Origin of the sequence: Polyangium spumosum (genome assembly GCF_009649845.1) — a bacterium.
In the GTDB taxonomy this organism is placed as follows: domain Bacteria; phylum Myxococcota_A; class Polyangia; order Polyangiales; family Polyangiaceae; genus Polyangium; species Polyangium spumosum.
Map to the genome: position 1 here is coordinate 881,751 of NZ_WJIE01000001.1, position 19,458 is coordinate 901,208.

Sequence of the window (19,458 nt, forward strand, 5' to 3'; positions counted from 1 at the left end):
TGCACCACGCCCCGAGGGTGACGGCGAAGACGGGCTCTGATAAGACGAGCGCGTGCGAGCGCTGTCCTTGCCCGGCTGCGCCTGCCGGGCGGCGTTCCAGTTCGGCGTGCTCTCGCGCCTCGTCGCCGCGGGCGAGCGCTTCGATGTCGTGGCGGGCGCCTCGTCGGGCTCGGTCTCCGGAGCCGCGCTCGTCGCAGGCCTCGCCGACGTGGGGCCGGACCTCTGGCGCTCGATGGCGAAGACGCCGGTCGTGTCGCGGCGGTACCTCGCGAGCGAGCGGAGCCCGTTCGGGATGAGCGCAGTCCTGCGCGGCGCGCTCGAGCGCTTCTTGCCCGAGGAAAAGCTCCACGGGACGGAGGCCGAGCTGCTCGTGGCGACGACACACGCGCGGCGCTTCTTCGCGGGGAGGAAGGACGCGCTCGTGGTGCACTCGAACCACGAGCGGCGCGACATGCACGACGTGCTCGTGGCGTCGTGCTTCATCCCCGTGATTTACGCGCGCGTGCCGCGGCTCGACGGGGAGGTGCACATGGACGGCGGCGCCGCGGACAACACCCTCATCGACGCGCTCGTGGCGCGCGGAGCGACGGACATCACGGTGATCTCGCCGTTCGCGGGAGGAAAGATCGCCCGCACGCTCTTCTCGCCCGAGGCGCCCCCGACAGCGCCGCCACACGTGCGCCTCCGCCTGCTCTTCCCCGAGCGCCCGCTGCGACAGCGGCACTTCGACTTCGATCCTGGCCCCATGGAAGAGGCGCTCACGATGCCGCACCGATCGGTCATCGTGGAGCCCCGTAACCGCTGCACCGGATCCGTATGAGCACCAAAGAAGAGTTCGAGGTTTTCCGCGTCGCCACGTTCACCCTGAGCGACACGCGCACGCCGAGCGACGACGTGGGGGGGCGTGTCCTCGTCGATCGCCTGCGCGCCGCGGGCTTCTCGATCACGAGCCACGTGATCCTGCGCGAGGAGCCGGACGAGCTCCGCGCGTCGATCACCCACGTATGCGACGCGGACCTCGCCGACGCGATCGTGCTGACGGGCGGCACGGGGATCGCTCCGCGCGACCGGACGATCGAGGTCGTCGAGGGCATGCTCGACAAGACGATCGACGGCTTCGGCGAGGCGTTCCGCAGGCTCTCGTGGGAGCAGATCGGGCCCCGCGCGATCCTGTCGCGCGCGATCGCCGGCGTGGTGCGGGGCAAGGTGATCGCAGCGCTGCCGGGCAGCCCGAGCGCCGTCGAGCTCGCGGTGGACGCGCTGCTCGCGCCGACGCTCTCGCACGCGATCGCGCTCGCGTCGGGTCGAGGCGGCAAGCACGCCGCGCACGGCCATCACGGCAAGCACGGGAGGAAACACTGATGCTCGCCTACCGCGACGCGCTCGCGCGCCTGCTCGCCGCAGCGCGGCCCGTGGCGCAGGAGCGCGTGAGCGTGGATCAGGCCGCCGGGCGCGTGCTCGCGGAGGACCTCGTGGCGCGCGCGCCGATGCCGGCGTTCGATCACAGCTCGATGGACGGCTACGCGGTGCGCGCCGCGGATCTCGAGGGAGACGGCCCCTTCGAGTTGCCCGTGGTCGGGGAGAGCTCGGCGGGCGGCGAGACGCCCGCGCTCGCGCCGAGGAGCGCGTGCCGCATCTTCACCGGCGCGCGGCTGCCCGAGGGCGCGGATGCCGTGATCATGCAGGAGCACGTCGAGCGGCGCGGAGACGTGATCGTGATCCGCGAGGCGCCGAAGGCGGGCGCGTGGATCCGACGGCGTGGATCGGACCTCGCCGAGGGCGCGGTGGCGATCGCCCGAGGCACGCGGATGACGCCGGGGCACGCCGCGCTCGCCGCCGCGCTCGATCGTCCCTTCGTGCTCGTCGCGCGAAGGCCCGTGGTGACGATCCTCTGCTCGGGTGACGAGCTCCGGTCGCCGGGCGAGCTGGGCAAACCCGGATCGATCGCCGAGTCGAACGGCGTGTTCGTCGCGGCGGCGGCGCGGCAGATCGGGGCGATCACGCGCGCCTCCGCGTACGTACCCGACGACCTCGACGTCGCGCGCGCGGCGGTCGTGGAGGCGCTACGCGGCAGTGATCTGGTGGTGACGATCGGCGGCGTGAGCGTCGGCGATCGGGACGTGATGCGGCCGGCGTTCGAGGCGGCGGGCGTGACGCTGGATTTCTGGAAGGTGGCGATCAAGCCGGGCAAGCCGATCGTCGTGGGCCACGCGGGAGACGCGCTGGTGCTCGGGTTGCCTGGCAACCCCGCGAGCGCGTCGCTCACGTGGCTGCTCTTCGGCGCGCCGCTCGTGCGCGCGTTGCAAGGGGATGCGTCGCCGCTGCCGAGGCGAGAGCGCGTGGTGGTGGCGGGCTCGTACGAGCGCGCGCCGGGCCGCGAGGAGTTCGTCCGCGCGCGTCTCGACACCGACGCAGGCGCGAAGCGCGCGCGGCTCCTGCCGAACCAGGCGTCGGGCGCGGTGACGAGCTTCGCCGAGGCGGAGGTGCTCGTGGTGGTGCCCGCGAGTCAGGGCAGGGTCGAGGACGGGAGCGAGCTCGAGGCGATCCGGATCGACGCGTTCTGAGGTCAGCGCTCCTCGTCATCACGCGCGTGGCCGTGATGCGCGTGGCCGTGAAACGCGTGTTCGCCGTGGTCGGGGGCGCAGCGCGCGTCTTCCCAGCCGACCCAGTAAGGCCCGTCGGGCCCGTGCTCGCGTTTCCAGATCGGCAGCCTCGCCTTGATGCGATCGATGAGCTCGCGGCACGCGCGAAACGCCTCGCCGCGATGCGGTGCGCTCGCGGCGCAGACGACGGCGGCGTCGCCCACGTGGAGCGCGCCGATGCGGTGCGTGGCCGCGACACGGACCTCTGGGATCTCGCGCTCGAGCTCCTCGAGGATCCGCGCGAACTCGGCCTCGGCCATCGTGCCGTAGGCTTCGTACTCGAGCAGGCTCACGCTGCGGCCGTCGTTCGTGTTGCGAACGACGCCGAGGAAGGTGGCGATCGCGCCGGCCTCGGGGCGCGCCACGATCTGGACGACCTCGTCGAGCGAGAGGGCCTCGCGGCGAATACGCGGCGCGCTCACGGCTTCCTCCGGAAATGGCCCGATCGGCCGCCGCTCTTCTCCACCAGCATCACGTCCTCCACGACCATCTCGCGATCGATGCCCTTGAGCATGTCGTAGAGCGTCAGCGCGGCCATCGACGCCGCCACCATCGCTTCCATCTCCACGCCGGTCCTGTCCGTGGCCTCCGCGCTCGCGGTGATCGTGACGCGCGCGCCCGCCTCGTCGACGTCGAGCGCGATCGCCACGTGCGTCAGGGCGATCGCGTGGCACATCGGGATGAGCTCCGGCGTGCGCTTGGCGGCCATGATGCCGGCGATACGCGCGGTCGCGAGCACCTCGCCCTTGGGTGTATCGCCACGCGCGAGGCGAGATGCGGTCTCGGGGCGCATGCGCACGCGCGCGACGGCGACCGCGCGACGCTGGGAGGGCGCCTTCTCGGCGACGTCGACCATCCGCACGTCGCCGCGCGGGCCGAGGTGCGAGGAGAGGCTCGTCGCGTCGGCCTTCTGCGGAGCGGCCTCGGGCGCGAGCACGTCGAGCGCGGCCGCGAGGATCGACGGATCCCCACGCTTCGACGCGCGGCGGAGGCAGTGCACGAGAGAAAAACGCGCGAGGCCGGAGAGGGAGGCCCACGTCCGCAGGTCGAACGCGCGGCCCGCGGGCAAGGCCAGGAGCAGGCCTTCGGGCAGGTGATCGGGGCTCGGATCCCCGCCGAGAGGCATGGGGAGCGCGGGCGGGTAGGCCTGCTGCACGATCGCGGCGACGGACGGCACGTCGACGATCTCCTCGGCGCCTGCGCGGGTGATGCGCCTTCGATCCTCGAGCGAGAGGGAGCGCCACCCTTCGAGGGGCAACCGGAGGCCCGCGTGATCGAGCGCGCGGCGCGCGGCGAGAGGGACGAGATCCAGCGCGGGCCCGATCTCTTCGGCTTCGAATGAAAACAGTTCCTTCACGGCGGCCGGATCCTACCCGCCGATCGCGCGCATGGATACGCCCGCCGCGGTCTCTTCGGTGCAGCCCTTCCAGATCGTGCCGTCGGGCTTCATGGCCCAGGCGCGCCCGATGTCCTCGACGATCGCCGCGGCGTCCCCCGCGCGCGCAGGTGCCCCTGCGTCGACGCCGTCGTCCGTGGCGAGGCAAGGTCGCAAGACGCCCGTCGACGAGACGCGCAGGCGATCACAGGTCTCGCAGAACGTGTCGCTCGTGCCCGTGATGAACCCGACGCGGAGCGACGGATCGTGGCGGGCGCGCACGTACTTCGCAGGACCGAGGCCCGGATCGGTGACGGCCTCCTCGGCCGTGAGGTGCGCGGCGAGCGCGCGGCGCATCTCTGCGGCGGTGACGAGGTGATCGGCCACGAGCTTCGCCCCCTCGGCGATGGGCATGACCTCGAGGAACCGCGGGAGCATGCGCCTCTCCCAGGCCCAGAGCAGGATACGCTCGAGCTCCTCGTCGTTCACGCCGCGCAGCACGACCGTGTTCAGCTTGATGGGCGGAAACCCCGCCTCGCTCGCGGCCTCGATGCCCGCGAGGACGGCGCCGAGATCCCCGCCACGCGTGACGGCGCGGAAGCGATCGGGGTCGAGCGTGTCGATCGAGACGTTGATGCGGTGCAGGCCCGCGTCGCGCAGCGGCCGCGCGAGCTTCGCGAGCTGCGAGGCGTTCGTGGTGAGCGCGAGATCCTCGAAGCCGAGCGAGGCGAGGTGCGCGACGATCGAGACGATCTCGGGGTGCACGAGGGGCTCGCCGCCCGTCAGCCGCACGCGGCGCACGCCCGCGCGGCGAAGCGCCTCGAACATGGTCTTCCACGCCGACGTCATGAGGCGCCCGTCCGCGTAGCCGTCGTTCCGCGAGGGCCGGCAATACGTGCAGGCGAAGTCGCACCGATCGGTCACGGAGACGCGCACGCTGCGCGGCGGCGGCCCGGACGCGACGCGCGTCGGCACGAGCGCGCGAGCGCCGAGCACCGGCAGAGAGCGCCGCTTCTCGGCGGCCGGATCGTTCGTCACCGCCATCGCCTCACCCTCCCGCGACGGGCGGGATCAACGCAACCTCGTCCCCCGACCGGACCTCTTCGCCGGGCTGCGCATACGCGCCGTTGACCGCGACGCGGATCGAGCGCCGATACGGCACGAGCGCGGGATATCGGCTGCAAACGTGGTGAAGAAGCTCCTCCGCGGTGCACGGCCCGTCGAGGGGAAAGGAGAGCTCGGCGGCTCCGAGCACGTCGCGCGCCCCCGCGAACGCGAGCAGCCTCACCGTGTTCGACATGTTCCGTAACGTAGCATTGTTGAATTGCCGTTGACAGTTCGGGGGCGCCAAAGAGCCGACTCGGTCGCTGTGCCGGGCGGCCGGGGGCCGGATATATTGGCCCGTCCGATGAGCGAACAAGCCGGCACGATCGGCAAGATTCTGGCCGGACGATACCAGGTACGGCGGGAGCTCGGGCGGGGCGGGATGGGGGTGGTCTACCTCTGCCGCGACCTCGTGGCCGACGACCGCGTGGCCGTGAAGGTCCTGAGCCGACCCGGGGCGCGTCCACGCGCCGAGGAGGCGTGGTGGTTCCACGAGGAGGCGCGCGCGCTCGCCGCGCTGTCGCACCCGTGCATCGTGCGCGCGAGGGACTTCGGCGCGCTCGCCGACGGGACGCCGTTCCTCGTCATGGACGCCGTGCCGGGTCGCTCGCTGCACGAGTGGCTCTACCTCGCGCAAGAAGAAGGCGGCCTGCCGTGGCCCCTCATCTGGAAGATCACCGACGACGTGCTCGCGGCGCTCGCGCACGCGCACGCGCGCGGCGTCATCCACGGGGATCTCAAGCCTTCGAACATCCTCGTCGACATCCCGCACGACGACACGGAGCCGCCGACGGTGCACGTGCTCGACCTCGGGCTCGCGTGGCTCATGCAGGATCGTGTCGATCACAGGCTCGACGGCTCGCCCGCCTCGAAGCCGACGATCCGCTGGGGCGCGGGCACGCCGGGGTGGATGGCGCCGGAGCAGATCCGTTACGCCGCGCCGCACGTGGGCCCGTCGACGGACCTCTACTCGCTCGGCTGCATCCTGTTCACGATGCTCGCGAACCACGAGCCGTACGAGGGGACGGACGAGGAGCTGCTCGCGAAGCACAAGAGCGCGCCCTTGCCCGACGTGCCGATCCGGCCCGGGATCCCGCCGGACATCGCGCCGGTCGTGCGGCGCCTGATGAACAAGCGCCCGTGGCAACGCTTCGACTACGCCGCCGACGCGCGCGCGTTGCTCTGGCGGATGCGGCCGCGCGGCGGAGACCCGAGCGCGACGCCGAGGCCCTCGGCCGCGCCGCCGATGTCGATGCCGCTGCGCGACTCGCCGCTCGTCATCGAGAGCAACTACCTCGACTCGCAGGTGACCACGACGGGCCTGCTCGGGCTCCGGCCGAGCCCCTTCGTCGCGCGCGCGTCCGAGCGCTCGCGGCTGCTCGACATGGCGAGCGTGATCGCCAGTTCTTCGCATGGGGCTTCGGGTCGCGCAGAGGCGCCCGAGCACCGCTTCGTGCTGCTGTCGGGCGAAGCGGGCGTGGGCAAGACGCGCCTCGCCGAGTGGCTCTGCGAGGAGGTGCACGAGCGTGGCCTCTTGGCGCCGCTGCGCGCGCGTTACCGGAAGATCGCCGCGCCGCTCGACGGCGTGGTCGGCGCGATCGTGCAGCACTACCGGCTGGAGCGTGAAGGCCGCGAGGTCGTCGAGAAGGTCCTCCTGAACCAGTGGGAGGTCGCCCCCGAGGACGACGAAGGCAAGATGTGGGTCGCGGCGACGGCCGAGTGGATCCGCCCCTCGTCGCCGGGTGACGCGATCGGGCCGACGGGCAAGCGCTTCGCGCTCTCGTCGGAGACGCGCTTTCGCGTGATGCAGTACGCGCTGCAGAAGGTCGCCAAGAACCGGCCGCTGCTCCTGATGCTCGACGATCTGCACCACGGCTCGCCGACCACGTTCGAGGGCATGGCGCGCCTGCACCGCGAGACGCCGGGCCTGCCGCTCTTCATCGTGGGCACCGTGCGCGACGAGGCGATCATGACGGATCCGGTCGCGCGGGAGTGGGTGGAGTGGCTCCTGCGTGAGCTCGGCGGCGATCGCATGCAGCTCGAGCCGCTCGATCCGACGCAGACGCACGCGCTCCTGCGCGAGACGTTGCCGCTCGACGAGGCGGCCGTGGTCGAGGCCGCGCAGCGGAGCAAGGGCAACCCGCTGTTCGCGCTGCAGATCGTGCACGCGTGGGCGACGGGCGGGCACATCGAGCTGCGCGACGGCAGGTACGTGGTGCCCGAGGCGAAGCTCGCGATGCGCGCCGGCACGACGGCCGAGCTCTGGGAGGAGCGACTGCGCGCGATCCCCGAGGACCTCCGGCGCGGCGCGCGCGCGGCGGCGGCGCTCGGCGGCGACATCCGCGAGGACGTGCTGCGGCTCGAGCTCGGGGCGCTCGGCGTGGACGCGGAGCGCGCGGTCGCGGCGATGAAGCGCGCGCAGATCCTCCTCGCGTCGGGTGAAGAGCGCCTGCGCTGGCCTCACGCGCTCCTGCAAGAGCACTTGCTCGGGCAGCTCTTCGCGCAGCCCGACGCCGCCGCGGTCCTGCGCGCTGCGGCGAACGCGCTCGCGCATCACCCCGACGCGACGAGCCGCCGCATCGTGCGCCACCGCGTGACGAACCTCGTCCGCGCCGGAGACGTGAACCCGGCCGCGGAGCTCTTGCATCACTCGATCGCCGACTCGTGGGGGCGCACGCGTGACGTGCAGGCGACGTTGCGTGATCTGTCGCTGCTCGACGGCAGGCTCGAGGGCCTCCTGCTCGCGCGGCACAGGCGGTGGCGCGCGGAGGCGCTCCGGCACGCGGGCAGGCTCGAGGACTGCCGGCGCGAGGCCGAAGAGGCGCGCAAGCTCTTCCACCAGGCGGGAGATCCCGAGAGCGAGGCTGCGTGCCTCAGGCTCCTCGGTCATGTCGCGAGTGACCTCGCCGCGCCCGCCGAGGGGCGCAAGCTCGTGGCGAAGGCGCTCGAGATGTTCCAGTCGCTCGGCGACACGCATGGGCAAGCGCTCTGCGAGGTGATCCTCGGGGAGATCGACTTCCTGCTCGGCGCGCACCTCGACGCGGCTCGTATCCTCGAGAGCGCGGGCCCGAAGTTCCAGGCCGTGGGGGATCGCCTCGGCCACGCGCAGTGCCTCGTGCTGCACAGCTTCGTCGAGCAGGCCGGCGGCTCGCCCGAGAAGGCGCGCGCGCTCTTGCGCACGGCGCGCGCCGAGTTCGACGCGATCGGCTACCGGCTCGGGATGGCCCAGTGTGACGTCGCGCTCGCGCACTCGGACCACCGTGAAGGTCGGCTCGAAGAAGCGCGGCGCGTGGCGCTCCTCTCGCGTCGGAGCTTCCGCGACCTCGGCAACCCGCGCGGCGAGGGTGCCTGCGAGCGCCTGCTCGCGATGACTGCGTTCGACGCGGGCCAGCTCGACATGGCGGACGCGCATGCGCGCGCTGCCACTGCGCTCTTCGATCGGCTCAGCGATCCTTGGGGGCAGGTCGAGATCAAGATCATCGTCGCGCAGATCGCGCTCGAGCGTGGTCGAGCGGATGTGGCGCGTGCGGCGCTCTCCGAGTGTGATGCCACGGGGCTCGCCGAGGCCGAGCCGCAGCAGCACCTCGCGCTCACGCGCGCGTGGCTCGCGTACCACGAGGGGCGCTTCCAGGACGCCGCGCACCAGCTCGAGCGAGCGCGCGACACGTACCAGGATCCGAGCCGCACCGGGGATCACACGCCGGAGCTCTTGCGCAGGTTCAGCCGCATGGGCTGGCCTGCGCCTGCGAGCGATACGATCGCGGCTTGGAGACGCGCGCTCACTTCGCGGGGCCCGCTCTCGGCGCCTCCCCCTGCCGCGCCGCCCTCCGCCTCGTAGCCCCCATTGCCTGGGCAAGCTCCGTGCCGATCTGCCGATCTTGTTGCGAAAATCGACATCTCGGACGCCTGAGCTGGGCTTTTCGTGGTCCTGATCGCCACCTCGGACGCCCCCGTACCCGTTCCAGCCAGCGGAAACGGGCACTCGGCCATCCGAACACCCGTCTGAGCCAGCGAAAACGGCGACTGGGCTCCCCCACTCGCCGTCTTCCGCGTCGCGATCGCCGACTCACCTTCCCGAGTCGACGTTTTCTCCCTCGACAGCGCGCTTGCGCGCTGTCCCCGGGGGCCGGGGGGGGGCGGGGGGGGGGGTGGGGGGGGGGCGCCCCCCCCGGGGGGGGGGGGGGCGCCCCCCCCCTCTCCCCTCACGCCTGCGCGACGAACTCCACGGGCGCGACCTCGACCTCCTCGGTGCACTTCTCGAAACACGCGACGATGGCCTCGCCGACCAGCGTGTCCTCTTCGAGTAGACGCTCGGCGAGGAGCAGGACGCCGGCGCGCGTCTCGCGGACGATGCGACAGGCGCGCTCGAGTTGGTACTCGACGAGCTTGCGTGCCGTCTCGTCGACGCGGGCGTGCAGGTGCTCGCTGTGTGTCACGTGGCCCGGGTGATCCGTCACGTTGATGGGGCCTAGCTCGCTCATGCCGAGCTCGGCGACCATCTTTCGTGCGAGTGATGCGGCGCGCTGGATGTCGTCGGCGGCGCCTGCGGTCATCGTGCCGAGCACGACCATCTCGGCTGCGCGGCCGCCCATGAGCATGCAGATCTGATCTTCGAGGTACTCCTTCGTGTAGAGCAGCCGGTCTCGCTCGGGCAGTGCTTGGGTCACGCCGAGGGCGCGGCCGCGGGGGAGGATTGACACCTTGTGTACGGGGTCTGCGTGCTTCGCGGCGAGGGCGACTGTCACGTGCCCGGCTTCGTGGATTGCGGTCGCGCGGCGCTCCTCTGCGTCCATCACGAGGCTCTTTCGCTCCTCGCCCATGAGCACGCGGTCACGCGCCTTGTCGATGTGCTCGAGGTCCACCTTGTCTGCGCCGCTGCGCGCCGCGAGGATTGCGGCCTCGTTGAGCAGGTTCGCGAGCTCTGCGCCGGAGAAGCCGGGGGTCACCTTCGCCACGTGCGCGAGGTCGATGTCCTCCTTCAGCGCGATGGGGCGCGCGTGCACCTCGAGGATCTCTCGGCGGCCGCGCAGGTCCGGCAGTGGCACCACGATCTGGCGATCGAAGCGGCCGGGGCGGAGCAGCGCTGGATCGAGCACGTCGACGCGGTTCGTCGAGGCCATCACGACGATGCCCGTCGTGTGATCGAAGCCGTCCATCTCGACGAGGAGCTGGTTCAGGGTCTGGTCGTGATCGGCGGAGGCCGAGTCGCCTCCACGACCGCGGGAGCGGCCCACGGCGTCGATCTCGTCGATGAACACGATGCAGGGTGAGACGCGGCGCGCCTCGGCGAAGAGGTTGCGTACGCGGGAGGCGCCGACGCCGACGAACATCTCCTGGAAGCTCGAGCCCGAGGCGGAGAGGAAGGGCACGCCTGCTTCGGTCGCGACGGCGCGCGCGAGCAGCGTCTTGCCTGTGCCCGGCTCACCCGTGAGCAGCACGCCGCGTGGCGCGCGACCGCCGAGGCGACCGAAGCGATCGGGGTTCTTGAGGAACTCCACCGTCTCGGCGAGCGCCTCCTTCACCTCGTCCATGCCTGCGACGTCCGAGAAGCGGACCTTGCCGACGCTCGCGGACTGGCCCTCGGAGAAGTGCGCGCGGCTCTTCTTGCGGTGCATGCCGATGCCGACGGCGCCGAGCGCGAGCATCACCGCGATCGGCGCGATGGCCGTCGCCGCGCGCGCGCCCGTCGAGCCCTCGCGCGCGCCGTACTCGACGGCGATGCCTGCTGCTGCGAACTTGTCGACGAGCGCGTGGCGCGCCTTCTCGTCGCCGACGATGCCCACGCGGAGCGATCCGTCGACCCCTCGAATCGAGAAGCGCTCACCTTCCACCCGCACCTCGGAGATCGCCTGTGATCCCGTGATCTGCGTGAGCTCGGTGTACGAGATCGTCCCCTCGCGTGGTCCTCGCAGCGAGTAGACGAGGGCGCCGATCGCTACCGCGATGATCAGGACGACCACCGGACCGACCACCCGCCCAAGCCGCTTTTCGAATTTCGAGAGCCATCCCATCGTGCTGCACCTCGTCACCCGGCACACCCGGCGCGCAGTCGACCGATGTGGTCGCAGCGCTCCGCGGTTTGCGGCCGGGGCGAAGCACGATAGCGGCGAGGAGGTTGTCCGCCAGCACGGACGATCACGTTTTATGTTCTGGTTTCCAGCACTTACAGGCTCGGCGGGCGGCCTGGTGCAGGGCTCTTTCCGGGCTCTTCAGGAACTCAGAATGCGAGGCCGGCGCGAACGCGGAATCCGTTGATGGTCGCGCTGTTCGAGCCGCCGAGCGGGCCGCCGAGGGGGATGAGGAAACCGAGGCCCGCGCGCAAGGCGAGCGACTTGCCGAGGGGGATCGTGCTGTTTGCGCCGGGCTCGATCACGAACTGCGCGCCCGAGTAGTCGCTCGTGCCCTTGGTGACCGCCTGCTGCGAGACGGCGAGCCATGCGCGCAGGCCCGGCGAGACCATGCCGTCGAGGAAGTCGTAGGAGAACGACGCGCTCGTGACCCAGTTGTATGCGGGCGCGTGGATCGTGCCGACGTTCGCGCTCTCGGGCGTGCCGCCGCCCGTCTTGATCATGAGCTCGAACTTGGTGCTCGCCGCGAAGTGCAGGAGGCGCGTGTCGTAGGCGAAGCCGACGCTCGGCACCGCGCCGAGTCGGTTCGGCGTGTAGGGCGCTTGCTCCTCCCAGCCACGCGCGCCGGCGACGGCCTGGTTCAGGACGGCCTGCGGCCTCGCGCCTGCGTCGTTTTGCTCGGGGAACATGTCGCCGCTCGCGGTGGGCACGGCGAGCGCGAAGCTCACGGGGAGCGTCATGCGTCGCTTCAGCTTGAAGCGCGCGTGCACGCTCGCCTCGATGTTGCCGAGCGCGAACGAGTCGACGGGGTCCTCGATCGGACCGTCGATGGTGCCCGTCGCGAAGGGCACGCGCGCGCCGATCGCCCACGTGTCGTTCAAGCGCCAGAAGAAGTAGGGGACGAACGACGCGACGGTGACGTCGGTGGGGTTCGTGTCGCTGAGGACATCGCGGATCTCGCCGAAGCCGATCACCGTGTCGACGCCGAACTCGCGCGGCGGCAGCACGCGGTAGTCCTCGGCCTTCGCCTCTTCGGCTTTTTCTGCCTCTTCTCGCTTCTTCGCGCCCGTCTTGCCGGAGGGCGCGAACTTCCCTTCTTCTTCGGCGCCGCCGACGCCCCAATCACCCTCTTGCGCGGGCGGGAGCGGCGGGGGCTCGGCGGGCGCGGCGTCCGGATCGAGCTCCATGTCGGTCCCCTTTCCGGGCGGCGCCTGAGCGAAGGCGAGCGTGGGGACGGCGACGAGCGCGAGGGCCGAGAGGCCGAAGGCGAGCTTCGTGCGAACACTGCGGCTGCAGGAACAGGGCGTGGGGCGTAGCATGCTCGATGTCACGGGAGTGGGTCGCGACGCTACCATGCGGCCGAGGCGTCCGTCTTCCTCCTCTCCCCGCCTCCTTCCCCGCGCGCGATGGCCATGCACCCCGACCAGCTCGCCGACTTCGAGATCCTGCGCCGCCTCGGCGCGGGCGGCATGGCCGAGGTCTTCCTCGCGAAGAAGCGCGGCGCGGAGGGCACGTACAAGCTGCTCGTCGTCAAGCGCGTGTTGCCCGCGCACGGCTCGTCGCGGAGGTTCCGCTCGATGTTCGTCGAGGAGGCCCACCTCGCGACGCGCCTCAACCACCCGAACATCGTCCAGGTCTACGAGTTCAGCGACCACGGCGACGACGGGTTGCTCCTGTCGATGGAGTACGTCGAGGGCTTCGACCTCGGCAAGATCATGTCGACGGCGCGGCGCATCGGCGCGCGCATCCCGCCGTACGTCGCGGCGTACATCGTCTCCGAGGCGGCCAAGGGCCTGCACTACGCGCACGAGCGCAAGGACGAGGGCGGCGTGCCGCTCTGCATCGTCCACCGCGACATCTCGCCGCAGAACATCCTGATCTCGTACGAAGGCGCGGTGAAGATCGCCGACTTCGGCATCGCCAGCGCGAACCTCTTCCGCGAGGAGCAAGGCGTGCTGAAGGGCAAGTTCGGGTACATGTCGCCCGAGCAGGCGCGCGGCGAGCGGGTCGATCGGCGCGGCGACATCTACGCGCTCGGCGTCGTGCTGTACGAGATGCTCGCGCTGCGGTCGCCGTACGGGAAGCTCGACGACGACGCGCTGCTCGAGGCCGTGAAGACGGGCGCGTTTTTGCCTCCGTCCGCGCACGTGGCCGACGTGCCGCCCGAGCTCGAGCTGATCGTCACGCGGGCGATGCGCGGCCCGCGCGAGCTGCGCTACCAGACCGCGCGCGACATGAGCGCCGCGATCATGCGCACGCTGCTCGCCAAGCAAGAGCTCGTCGACTCCGCGTCGATCGAGGCGATGCTGCTCGAGCTCTTCGGCCGCGAGCTCGAGCTGCCGCTCGCGAACCCACGCGAGGCGCCCGAGGCCGCGACGCTCGCCGCCGTGCCGCTCGCGCGGACGCCGTCCGAAGGCACGAACGGCGAGCACCCCACGCGCCTGGCGCGCGAGGTGCGGCACGTCGCCGTGGTCACGCTGCGCATCGACGGCGCCGCGGAGCTCGGGTCCACGCACGGCAAGGGTATCCGGGACACGCTGAACGACATCGCGTTCAAGCGCGGCGCCAAGTGGTCGTGGGGGCCAACGGAGTGGTCCGCGCGGGCCGTCGTTGGCCTCATGGCGAACCCTTCCCGCGCGGCCGCCGACGCCGCGACGCTGGCGATCGACGTCCACGAGGCCCTCGCCGGCGCGAGCGAGGATCTGCCGACGCCGCTGCGCGCCTCGATCGGCATCGTCCGCGGCATCGCGTCGGGCGAGCGGGATCCGAAGGGGCACCTCGAGAACCACTCGCTGCAGGAGCCCGCGGATCTGCTCGCCGATCGCGTGGGCGCCGCGACGCCCTTCGGCAAGACGTGGGTCGCGGGCGGCGTCTACCGCCTCGTGCGGCGCGATTTCCGCTGGGGTGAAGCGCCGAGCCTGACGCTCGGCGATACGGGCGGTCACCGCGTCCCCGCGCAGATGCGCCTCTACGCGCTCGAGCGCCTGCTCACGCGCGAGGAGCGCATGGCGGAGCTCGCGCTCGGCCAGAGTGATCTCGTCGGGCGCGACGCCGAGAAGGCAGACCTCTACGCCGCGTATCACCGCGCGGTCTCGCCGCCGCTCGGCGGCGTGCCGGGCTCGCCCCCTTCGTCGGAGGCGTTCGGAGCGCAGGAGTCCCCGAGCGGCCCGAGGACGCAGGCGTTCGACATGGCGCCGCTCTCGCGCCGGACGTTCGGCGAGCTCGTCGCGCGCGTGGTCGTCGGGGAGATGGGCATCGGCAAGACCGCGCTCGTCTCGACGTTCCTCTCGGAGCTGCCGGGCGGCGCGCGTGTGGTGCAGGTCGAGTGCTCGCCCGTGAAGATGGAGCTGCCCCTCGCCACCGTCGCCGACGTCGTGCGCGACGTGACGGGCATGGGCCTCGACAACTCGCTCGAAGAGGCGCAAGGCGCGCTGCGCGACGTCTTCGGCCCCTTCGCGCGCATGGCGAGCGCCACGCGCGAGATCCTGCGGCTCGCCGAGCTCGTGACGGGCAAGCACGGCGATCACCAGGAAGAGGACGCGAGCAACTACCGCCACGACCTCGTCGTCCAGGGCATGCGCCACCTGCTCGCCGGGCTCGGGCGGCAGCAGCCGATCGTCGTCGTCGTCGACGGCTTGCAGTGGGCGGACCGCGCGAGCCTCGAGCTCTTGAAGGAGCTCTTGCGCAGGCCCGAGCCGCTCCCGATCCTCGTCGTGCTCGTGACGCGCGCCGACGAGCGCGTGCTGTCGTTCGTCGAGGGCCTCGTGCGCATCGAACTCCGCGGGCTCGAGCCGGAGGAGCAGGTGCGCCTCGTCGAGGCGCGGCTCGGCGTGCGCGAGGGCGTCGCGGCCGTCTGCAGCGAGCTCGTTTCGCGCGTCGCGGGCAACCCGTTTTTCTTGCTCGAGATGGTCGACGCCCTGCTCGAGCGCGGCACGCTGGAGATCGTCGAGCGCAGCGAGGGCAGGCACGAGCTCGTGCGGCACGAGCGGCCCGGCGAGCACCGCGAGGCCCTGCCCTCCACGCTCGAGCAGCTCATCGGCGATCGCCTGCGCGAGCTGCCGCTCGCCGAGCACGACGTGGTCGACTGGCTCGCCGTCGCGGGAGGACCGCTGACGGAGACCGACATCCTCGCGCTCGCGCGCCTGCCCGACGACGAGGCGATCACCCGCCTCTGCGCGCGCGGGCTCTGCGACAGGCGCGCGGGCTCGGTCGATGTCCGCCACCCGCTCGCGCGCGACGTCGCCTACCTCGCGCTCGACGCGGCGAAGCGCTCGCGGATGCACCTCTCGCTCGGCGAGCACCTCTCGCGTACGCCCCTCGCCCGCGGCCTCTCCGCCGCGATCGTCGCGCGCCACCTCGCGCGCGGCGAGGCGGCCGTGCCCGCCGCGGAGATGTACCTCGAGGCCGCCGCGGCCGCGCGCGCGACACACCAGGAGCAGCTCGCGCTCCGTTACTACCTCCGCGCGCTCTCGCTGCTCCCGCCCGAGGATCCGCGTCGCATGACGGCGCACGCAGCGCTCGAGGCGATCTACCGGCACCTCGGCCGCCGCAGCGAGCGACGCAAGCACCTCGAGGCGTTACGCAAGCTCGCGCGCCAGAGCGGCAAGGCGCGCTCGGTCGCGCTCGCCCTCGTCCGCACCGCGCGCCTCGACTGCGACGACGGCCACCTCGCGCGAGGCTTACCCGTCGCGCAGCGCGCCACCGAGATCGCGCGCATCGCGCGTCAGCCCGCGCTCGAGGTCGAGGCGTACACGATCCTCGCCGAGGTCCTCGGCGATCTCGGCGACGTGCAGGGCGCCATCGACGCTTGCGAGCGCGCGCTCGAGGTCACGCAAGCGGGGAAACTACCGCCGCGCCTGCGCGCCGAGGTCCTCCGCTCGAAGGGCGTCCTCCTGCGCCGCATCGGCCGCGTCGAGGAGGCGGCGATGGCCCACGCCGAGGCCATCGCGGTCTTCCGCGCCGTCGGCGCGCGGCGCAGCGAGGCGCGCGCCAAGAACGCCCTCGCCTACGCCATGTTCGTCATGGAGCGCTTCGAGGACGCGATCGCGCTCGGCCTCTCCTCCATCGGCATCGACCTCGCGATCGGCGGCCGCTTCCAGATCGCCAAGACCCTGAGCAACGTGGGGCAGGCCTACGCGCGCCTCGGCGACACCGAGCGAGGCCTGAGCTACCTCAAGCGCGCGCGCGAGGCGCACGAGCGTTACGCCGATCAGGACTCGCGCGCCGACACGCTCCTCTGCTCCGCGGAGATCCTCCTCGAGCTCGACATCGTCGCCGAGGCCGGGGTGATGTGTGGTGACGCCGGCGCGCTCGTGGCCGTCACGGGAAGCGCGTACGACACCGTGCACGAGCGGATCGTCCGCGCCCTGCTCGCCCGCGCCGAGGGCCGCCCGCACGAGGCCGTCGTCCACGCGCAGGCCGCGCGCAAGCTCGCCGAGCCGCAAGGTCTTTTGAGCTACCACATTCACGCGACCGCCATCGAGGCCGCCGCGCGCGTCGACGCCGGCGAGCACCACACCGGCGTCCTGCTCGCTCGCACGGCGCTCGGCGCGATCGAGGCCACGAGCTTCTCCGAGTACGGCATCGAGGTCCGCGCGCTCTGCATCGAAGCCTTGCGCAAAGGCAGCTCGAGCGGCGCTCGTGACGCGTTGCTCCGCGCCGCGGCGCACGTACGCAAGGTCGCCGGGTACATCCGAGATGCTCGTCTCCGCGCGCTCTTCTTGCGAAGACCGGTCGTCGAGCGCATTCTGTCCGAGGCAGAAGGATCGGACGTATCTTCGCGCTCCGATCCGCTCAGTCGCGGCGGAATGGCATGAGTTCGAAGTCCACGAAGCGCAGGCGAAAGGTCGCGTTGATCCTGTCGGGCGGCGGCGCGCGCGGCGCGTACGAGGTCGGCGTCATGTCGTACGTGCTCGACAACTTCGCGCGCGTACGCGGCGCGGTGCCGCGCATCGACATCCTCTGCGGCACCTCGGTCGGCGCGATCAACGCGTGTTTCCTCGCGGCGCACCTCGGCGACGCGACGACCGGCATTCGCCGCCTCGCGAACCTCTGGACCGAGCTCGATCTGCCGGACGTGCTCGGCTTCGGCCTCCGCCAGGCCGTGAGCTTGCCGCGTGTCCTCTTCGGCGGCGGCAAGGCGGCGGCCGGCGTCTTCGACGTCACGCCGATGGCCAAGCTCGTCGAGCGCGAGATCCCGTGGCGCGCCATCGCGCGCACGCTCCGCCGCGGCCACCTCGGAGCGCTCAGCGTCTCGGCCACCGAGGTCGGTTCGGGCCGCACGGTCATCTTCATGCAGACCGGCCCCGACGGCGCGTTGCCCACGACCGCGCCGCCGCGCACGCTCATCCGCGGCGCTCACATCGGCCCGCTGCACGCGCTCGCCTCGGCGGCGATCCCCATCTTGTTCCCGCCGGTGCGTATCGGCCGCGAGCTCTTCATGGATGGCGGCGTCCGGCAGAACACGCCGATCGCGCCGGCGCTCCGGCTCGGCGCGACACACGTCTTCGCGATCGGCCTCTCGCGCGAGCTCGGCCCGAGCCCCACGCCCGAGGACGAGAAGCCGCCGGGCGCGGCCTTCTTGCTCGGCAAGATCCTGAACGCGTTCCTCCTCGATCACATCCAGACGGACCTCGAGGTGATGACGCGCTTGAACCACATCATCGAGGACGCGGAGAACACCTACGGTCCGGACTTCCTGCCGAAGGTGAACGCCAGCGCCGATCGTCGCGGCAGCATGCCGTACAACCGCATCCACTCGCTCGTCGTGCGCCCGAGCGAGGACATCGGCCGTCTCGCGGCCGAGTACGTGCGTCGCGGCAACATCCACGGCGGACCGGCCTTCGCGCGGCGCATGCTCACGCTCGTCGACGTCGGCGAGGCGACCGAAGCGGACCTCGCGAGTTACCTGCTCTTCGACGGCGCCTTCGCGCGCAGGCTCATCGATCTCGGCCGCGCCGACGCCGAGGCGCGCAGGCACGACATCGCGGACTTCTTCGGCAGCGCGGACGAGGACGACGCGCCTCGCCACGCCGAGAACACCACCTGGACGATCCCGCCTCCGGTCGAGTGACGCGCGCCGCAAGGGCACCGTCGCTCGCGACAAGGGCACCGTCGCTCGCGACGAGGGCACCATCGCTCGCGACGAGGGCACCATCGCTCGCGCCATGGGCACCGTCGCTCGCGCCATGGGCACCGTCGCTCGCGTCATGGGCACCGTCGCTCGCGACAAGGGCACCGTCGCTCGCGCCATGGGCACCGTCGCTCGCGCCATGGGCACCGTCGCTCGCGACAAGGGCACCGTCGCTCGCGCCGAGGGCACCGTCGCTCGCGACGAGGGCACCGTCGCTCGCGACGAGGGCACCGTCGCTCCCCGGGCCGTCCCGGCGCTAGCCCTCGATCGCCGCGACCCTCCGGCCTGTTCGGCTCGCCGCGTACGTCGCCGCGCGGAGCATCTGGAACGGCCCGATCGGCATGATCCCGCGACCTGCGTGGAACGGCGTGAACGACAGCGACTCCTGATCCACGAGCGATCGCTCCTCCAGATCGATCACCGCAACGGCTTGCCAGCGCGACACGCGCACGATCCCCTCCGGCGCGCGGAGCCGCGCCGCGAGGCCCCCCGCCTGCATCACCTCGAGCGTGAACACGGCGTTGCCCGCGGCGACGGCTCGCTCCAGCCGCGCGCGCCGGCTGCCGTGTGAATCCTTCTGCCGCGTCGGCACGAGCCTGAACTTCACGCGCCCGAGCCCGAGCACGTAAAACGGCAGGATCGCGTGGTACGCGTTCGCCAGGAAGTCGCGCACGTTCGTGGTCAGCGGCGCGAGCGGGAGCGACAAGATGTGCTGGAACGTCGCGAAAAGCAGGTCTTGATCCCGCGCGGACGCCTCCACGCTCGTCGCCGTCGGCGCGCGCCCGCAGAACCGCACCGCGATCCCCAGCGCGTCCGGCAGCTCCTTTTCGTGACGCCACCACGCGCTCGACAGCCGGACGAGCGCGGGCCCCGCGAGCCTCTGCGCGAGCTCACCCACGGCGCCCTCGCGCACGAGCGGCCTCACGTCCGCCCGGAACAGGACGCCGTCCGGATGAAAGACCCGCGCACGCCGGAGGAGGCTGCCCTCCCCCGTGAGCGGAGCCAAAATGCCGCCGATCGCCCGCCCCAACGCCTCGGTTGCCCGCATCACGCCCCTCCCCTTCGGTAGAACCTGGGCGTCCGCGCCACCCCTCCGCAAGCCCTTGCCATCTTCTCCACCCGCCGCCGACGTTCCCC

13 protein-coding genes are annotated in these 19,458 nt (G+C 71.8%); 6 read left to right on the plus strand and 7 right to left on the minus strand.

Translation table 11 applies throughout. The features are described from left to right. Positions 1 to 52: 52 nt before the first annotated feature. Genes GF068_RS03800 through GF068_RS03810 form a run of 3 tightly spaced genes read left to right on the plus strand, consistent with a single transcriptional unit; the run spans position 53 to position 2,564 of the window. A complete protein-coding gene (locus GF068_RS03800; RefSeq protein ID WP_153817888.1) occupies positions 53 to 820 on the plus strand; it encodes a patatin-like phospholipase family protein in 768 nt (255 codons plus the stop codon). Beyond that, positions 817 to 1,362, plus strand: coding sequence for a MogA/MoaB family molybdenum cofactor biosynthesis protein (locus tag GF068_RS03805; protein ID WP_153817889.1), 546 nt, complete (start codon positions 817 to 819; stop codon positions 1,360 to 1,362). Before GF068_RS03800 ends, GF068_RS03805 begins: the two co-directional genes overlap by 4 nt. Continuing rightward, positions 1,362 to 2,564: a molybdopterin molybdotransferase MoeA gene (locus tag GF068_RS03810; protein ID WP_153817890.1), complete on the plus strand. Its 1,203-nt coding sequence runs from the start codon at positions 1,362 to 1,364 to the stop codon at positions 2,562 to 2,564. Before GF068_RS03805 ends, GF068_RS03810 begins: the two co-directional genes overlap by 1 nt. A gap of 2 nt (positions 2,565 to 2,566) precedes the next feature. On the opposite strand, the gene GF068_RS03815 is transcribed toward GF068_RS03810, so the two are convergent. Genes GF068_RS03815 through GF068_RS03830 form a run of 4 tightly spaced genes read right to left on the minus strand, consistent with a single transcriptional unit; the run spans position 2,567 to position 5,317 of the window. Further along, positions 2,567 to 3,064: a molybdenum cofactor biosynthesis protein MoaE gene (locus GF068_RS03815; RefSeq protein WP_338046208.1), complete on the minus strand. Its 498-nt coding sequence runs from the start codon at positions 3,062 to 3,064 to the stop codon at positions 2,567 to 2,569. Beyond that, on the minus strand, positions 3,061 to 3,999 hold the full coding sequence (moaC, locus tag GF068_RS46085) for a cyclic pyranopterin monophosphate synthase MoaC (protein WP_153817891.1): 939 nt from the start codon (positions 3,997 to 3,999) through the stop codon (positions 3,061 to 3,063). Before moaC ends, GF068_RS03815 begins: the two co-directional genes overlap by 4 nt. A 12-nt stretch (positions 4,000 to 4,011) precedes the next feature. After that, positions 4,012 to 5,061 carry a GTP 3',8-cyclase MoaA gene (moaA, locus tag GF068_RS03825; RefSeq protein ID WP_153817892.1) on the minus strand — a complete coding sequence of 350 codons (1,050 nt, stop codon included), beginning with the start codon at positions 5,059 to 5,061 and terminating at the stop codon, positions 4,012 to 4,014. Positions 5,062 to 5,065: 4 nt separating this feature from the next. Then, positions 5,066 to 5,317 (minus strand): MoaD/ThiS family protein, encoded by a 252-nt coding sequence (locus GF068_RS03830; protein ID WP_153817893.1) that lies wholly within the window; start codon positions 5,315 to 5,317, stop codon positions 5,066 to 5,068. A 108-nt stretch (positions 5,318 to 5,425) separates the two neighbouring features. On the opposite strand from GF068_RS03830, the gene GF068_RS03835 reads away from it, so the two are divergent. Next, entirely contained in the window at positions 5,426 to 8,959 is a 3,534-nt protein-coding gene (locus GF068_RS03835; RefSeq protein ID WP_153817894.1) for a serine/threonine-protein kinase, read from the plus strand. A 364-nt stretch (positions 8,960 to 9,323) separates the two neighbouring features. On the opposite strand, the gene ftsH is transcribed toward GF068_RS03835, so the two are convergent. Then, positions 9,324 to 11,132 (minus strand): ATP-dependent zinc metalloprotease FtsH, encoded by a 1,809-nt coding sequence (gene ftsH, locus GF068_RS03840; protein WP_153817895.1) that lies wholly within the window; start codon positions 11,130 to 11,132, stop codon positions 9,324 to 9,326. A 206-nt stretch (positions 11,133 to 11,338) separates the two neighbouring features. After that, the gene (locus GF068_RS03845; RefSeq protein WP_153817896.1) at positions 11,339 to 12,508 is read right to left on the minus strand and encodes a hypothetical protein; all 1,170 of its coding nucleotides are present in this window, start codon (positions 12,506 to 12,508) and stop codon (positions 11,339 to 11,341) included. Positions 12,509 to 12,595: 87 nt separating this feature from the next. Here GF068_RS03845 and GF068_RS03850 point away from each other — a divergent pair, with 87 nt between their 5' ends. Next, positions 12,596 to 17,005, plus strand: a complete 4,410-nt coding sequence (locus GF068_RS03850; RefSeq protein WP_153817897.1) for a serine/threonine-protein kinase — start codon at positions 12,596 to 12,598, stop codon at positions 17,003 to 17,005. Further along, positions 17,002 to 18,261: a patatin-like phospholipase family protein gene (locus GF068_RS03855; protein ID WP_153817898.1), complete on the plus strand. Its 1,260-nt coding sequence runs from the start codon at positions 17,002 to 17,004 to the stop codon at positions 18,259 to 18,261. Before GF068_RS03850 ends, GF068_RS03855 begins: the two co-directional genes overlap by 4 nt. Positions 18,262 to 18,577: 316 nt before the next feature. Here GF068_RS03855 and GF068_RS03860 read toward each other — a convergent pair whose 3' ends face one another. Next, complete coding sequence (locus GF068_RS03860; protein WP_153817899.1) at positions 18,578 to 19,369, minus strand: hypothetical protein; 792 nt, start codon at positions 19,367 to 19,369, stop codon at positions 18,578 to 18,580. Between the last annotated feature and the right edge of the window lie 89 nt (positions 19,370 to 19,458).

What these genes read in the sequence shown, in the direction of transcription:
- GF068_RS03805 (WP_153817889.1), top strand. Translation starts at nt 817, where the DNA reads ATGAGCACCAAAGAAGAGTTCGAGGTTTTCCGCGTCGCCACGTTCACC.
- GF068_RS03810 (WP_153817890.1), top strand. Translation starts at nt 1,362, where the DNA reads ATGCTCGCCTACCGCGACGCGCTCGCGCGCCTGCTCGCCGCAGCGCGG.
- moaA (WP_153817892.1), bottom strand. Translation starts at nt 5,061, where the DNA reads ATGGCGGTGACGAACGATCCGGCCGCCGAGAAGCGGCGCTCTCTGCCG.
- GF068_RS03830 (WP_153817893.1), bottom strand. Translation starts at nt 5,317, where the DNA reads ATGTCGAACACGGTGAGGCTGCTCGCGTTCGCGGGGGCGCGCGACGTG.
- GF068_RS03835 (WP_153817894.1), top strand. Translation starts at nt 5,426, where the DNA reads ATGAGCGAACAAGCCGGCACGATCGGCAAGATTCTGGCCGGACGATAC.
- ftsH (WP_153817895.1), bottom strand. Translation starts at nt 11,132, where the DNA reads ATGGGATGGCTCTCGAAATTCGAAAAGCGGCTTGGGCGGGTGGTCGGT.
- GF068_RS03845 (WP_153817896.1), bottom strand. Translation starts at nt 12,508, where the DNA reads ATGCTACGCCCCACGCCCTGTTCCTGCAGCCGCAGTGTTCGCACGAAG.
- GF068_RS03850 (WP_153817897.1), top strand. Translation starts at nt 12,596, where the DNA reads ATGGCCATGCACCCCGACCAGCTCGCCGACTTCGAGATCCTGCGCCGC.
- GF068_RS03855 (WP_153817898.1), top strand. Translation starts at nt 17,002, where the DNA reads ATGAGTTCGAAGTCCACGAAGCGCAGGCGAAAGGTCGCGTTGATCCTG.
- GF068_RS03860 (WP_153817899.1), bottom strand. Translation starts at nt 19,369, where the DNA reads ATGCGGGCAACCGAGGCGTTGGGGCGGGCGATCGGCGGCATTTTGGCT.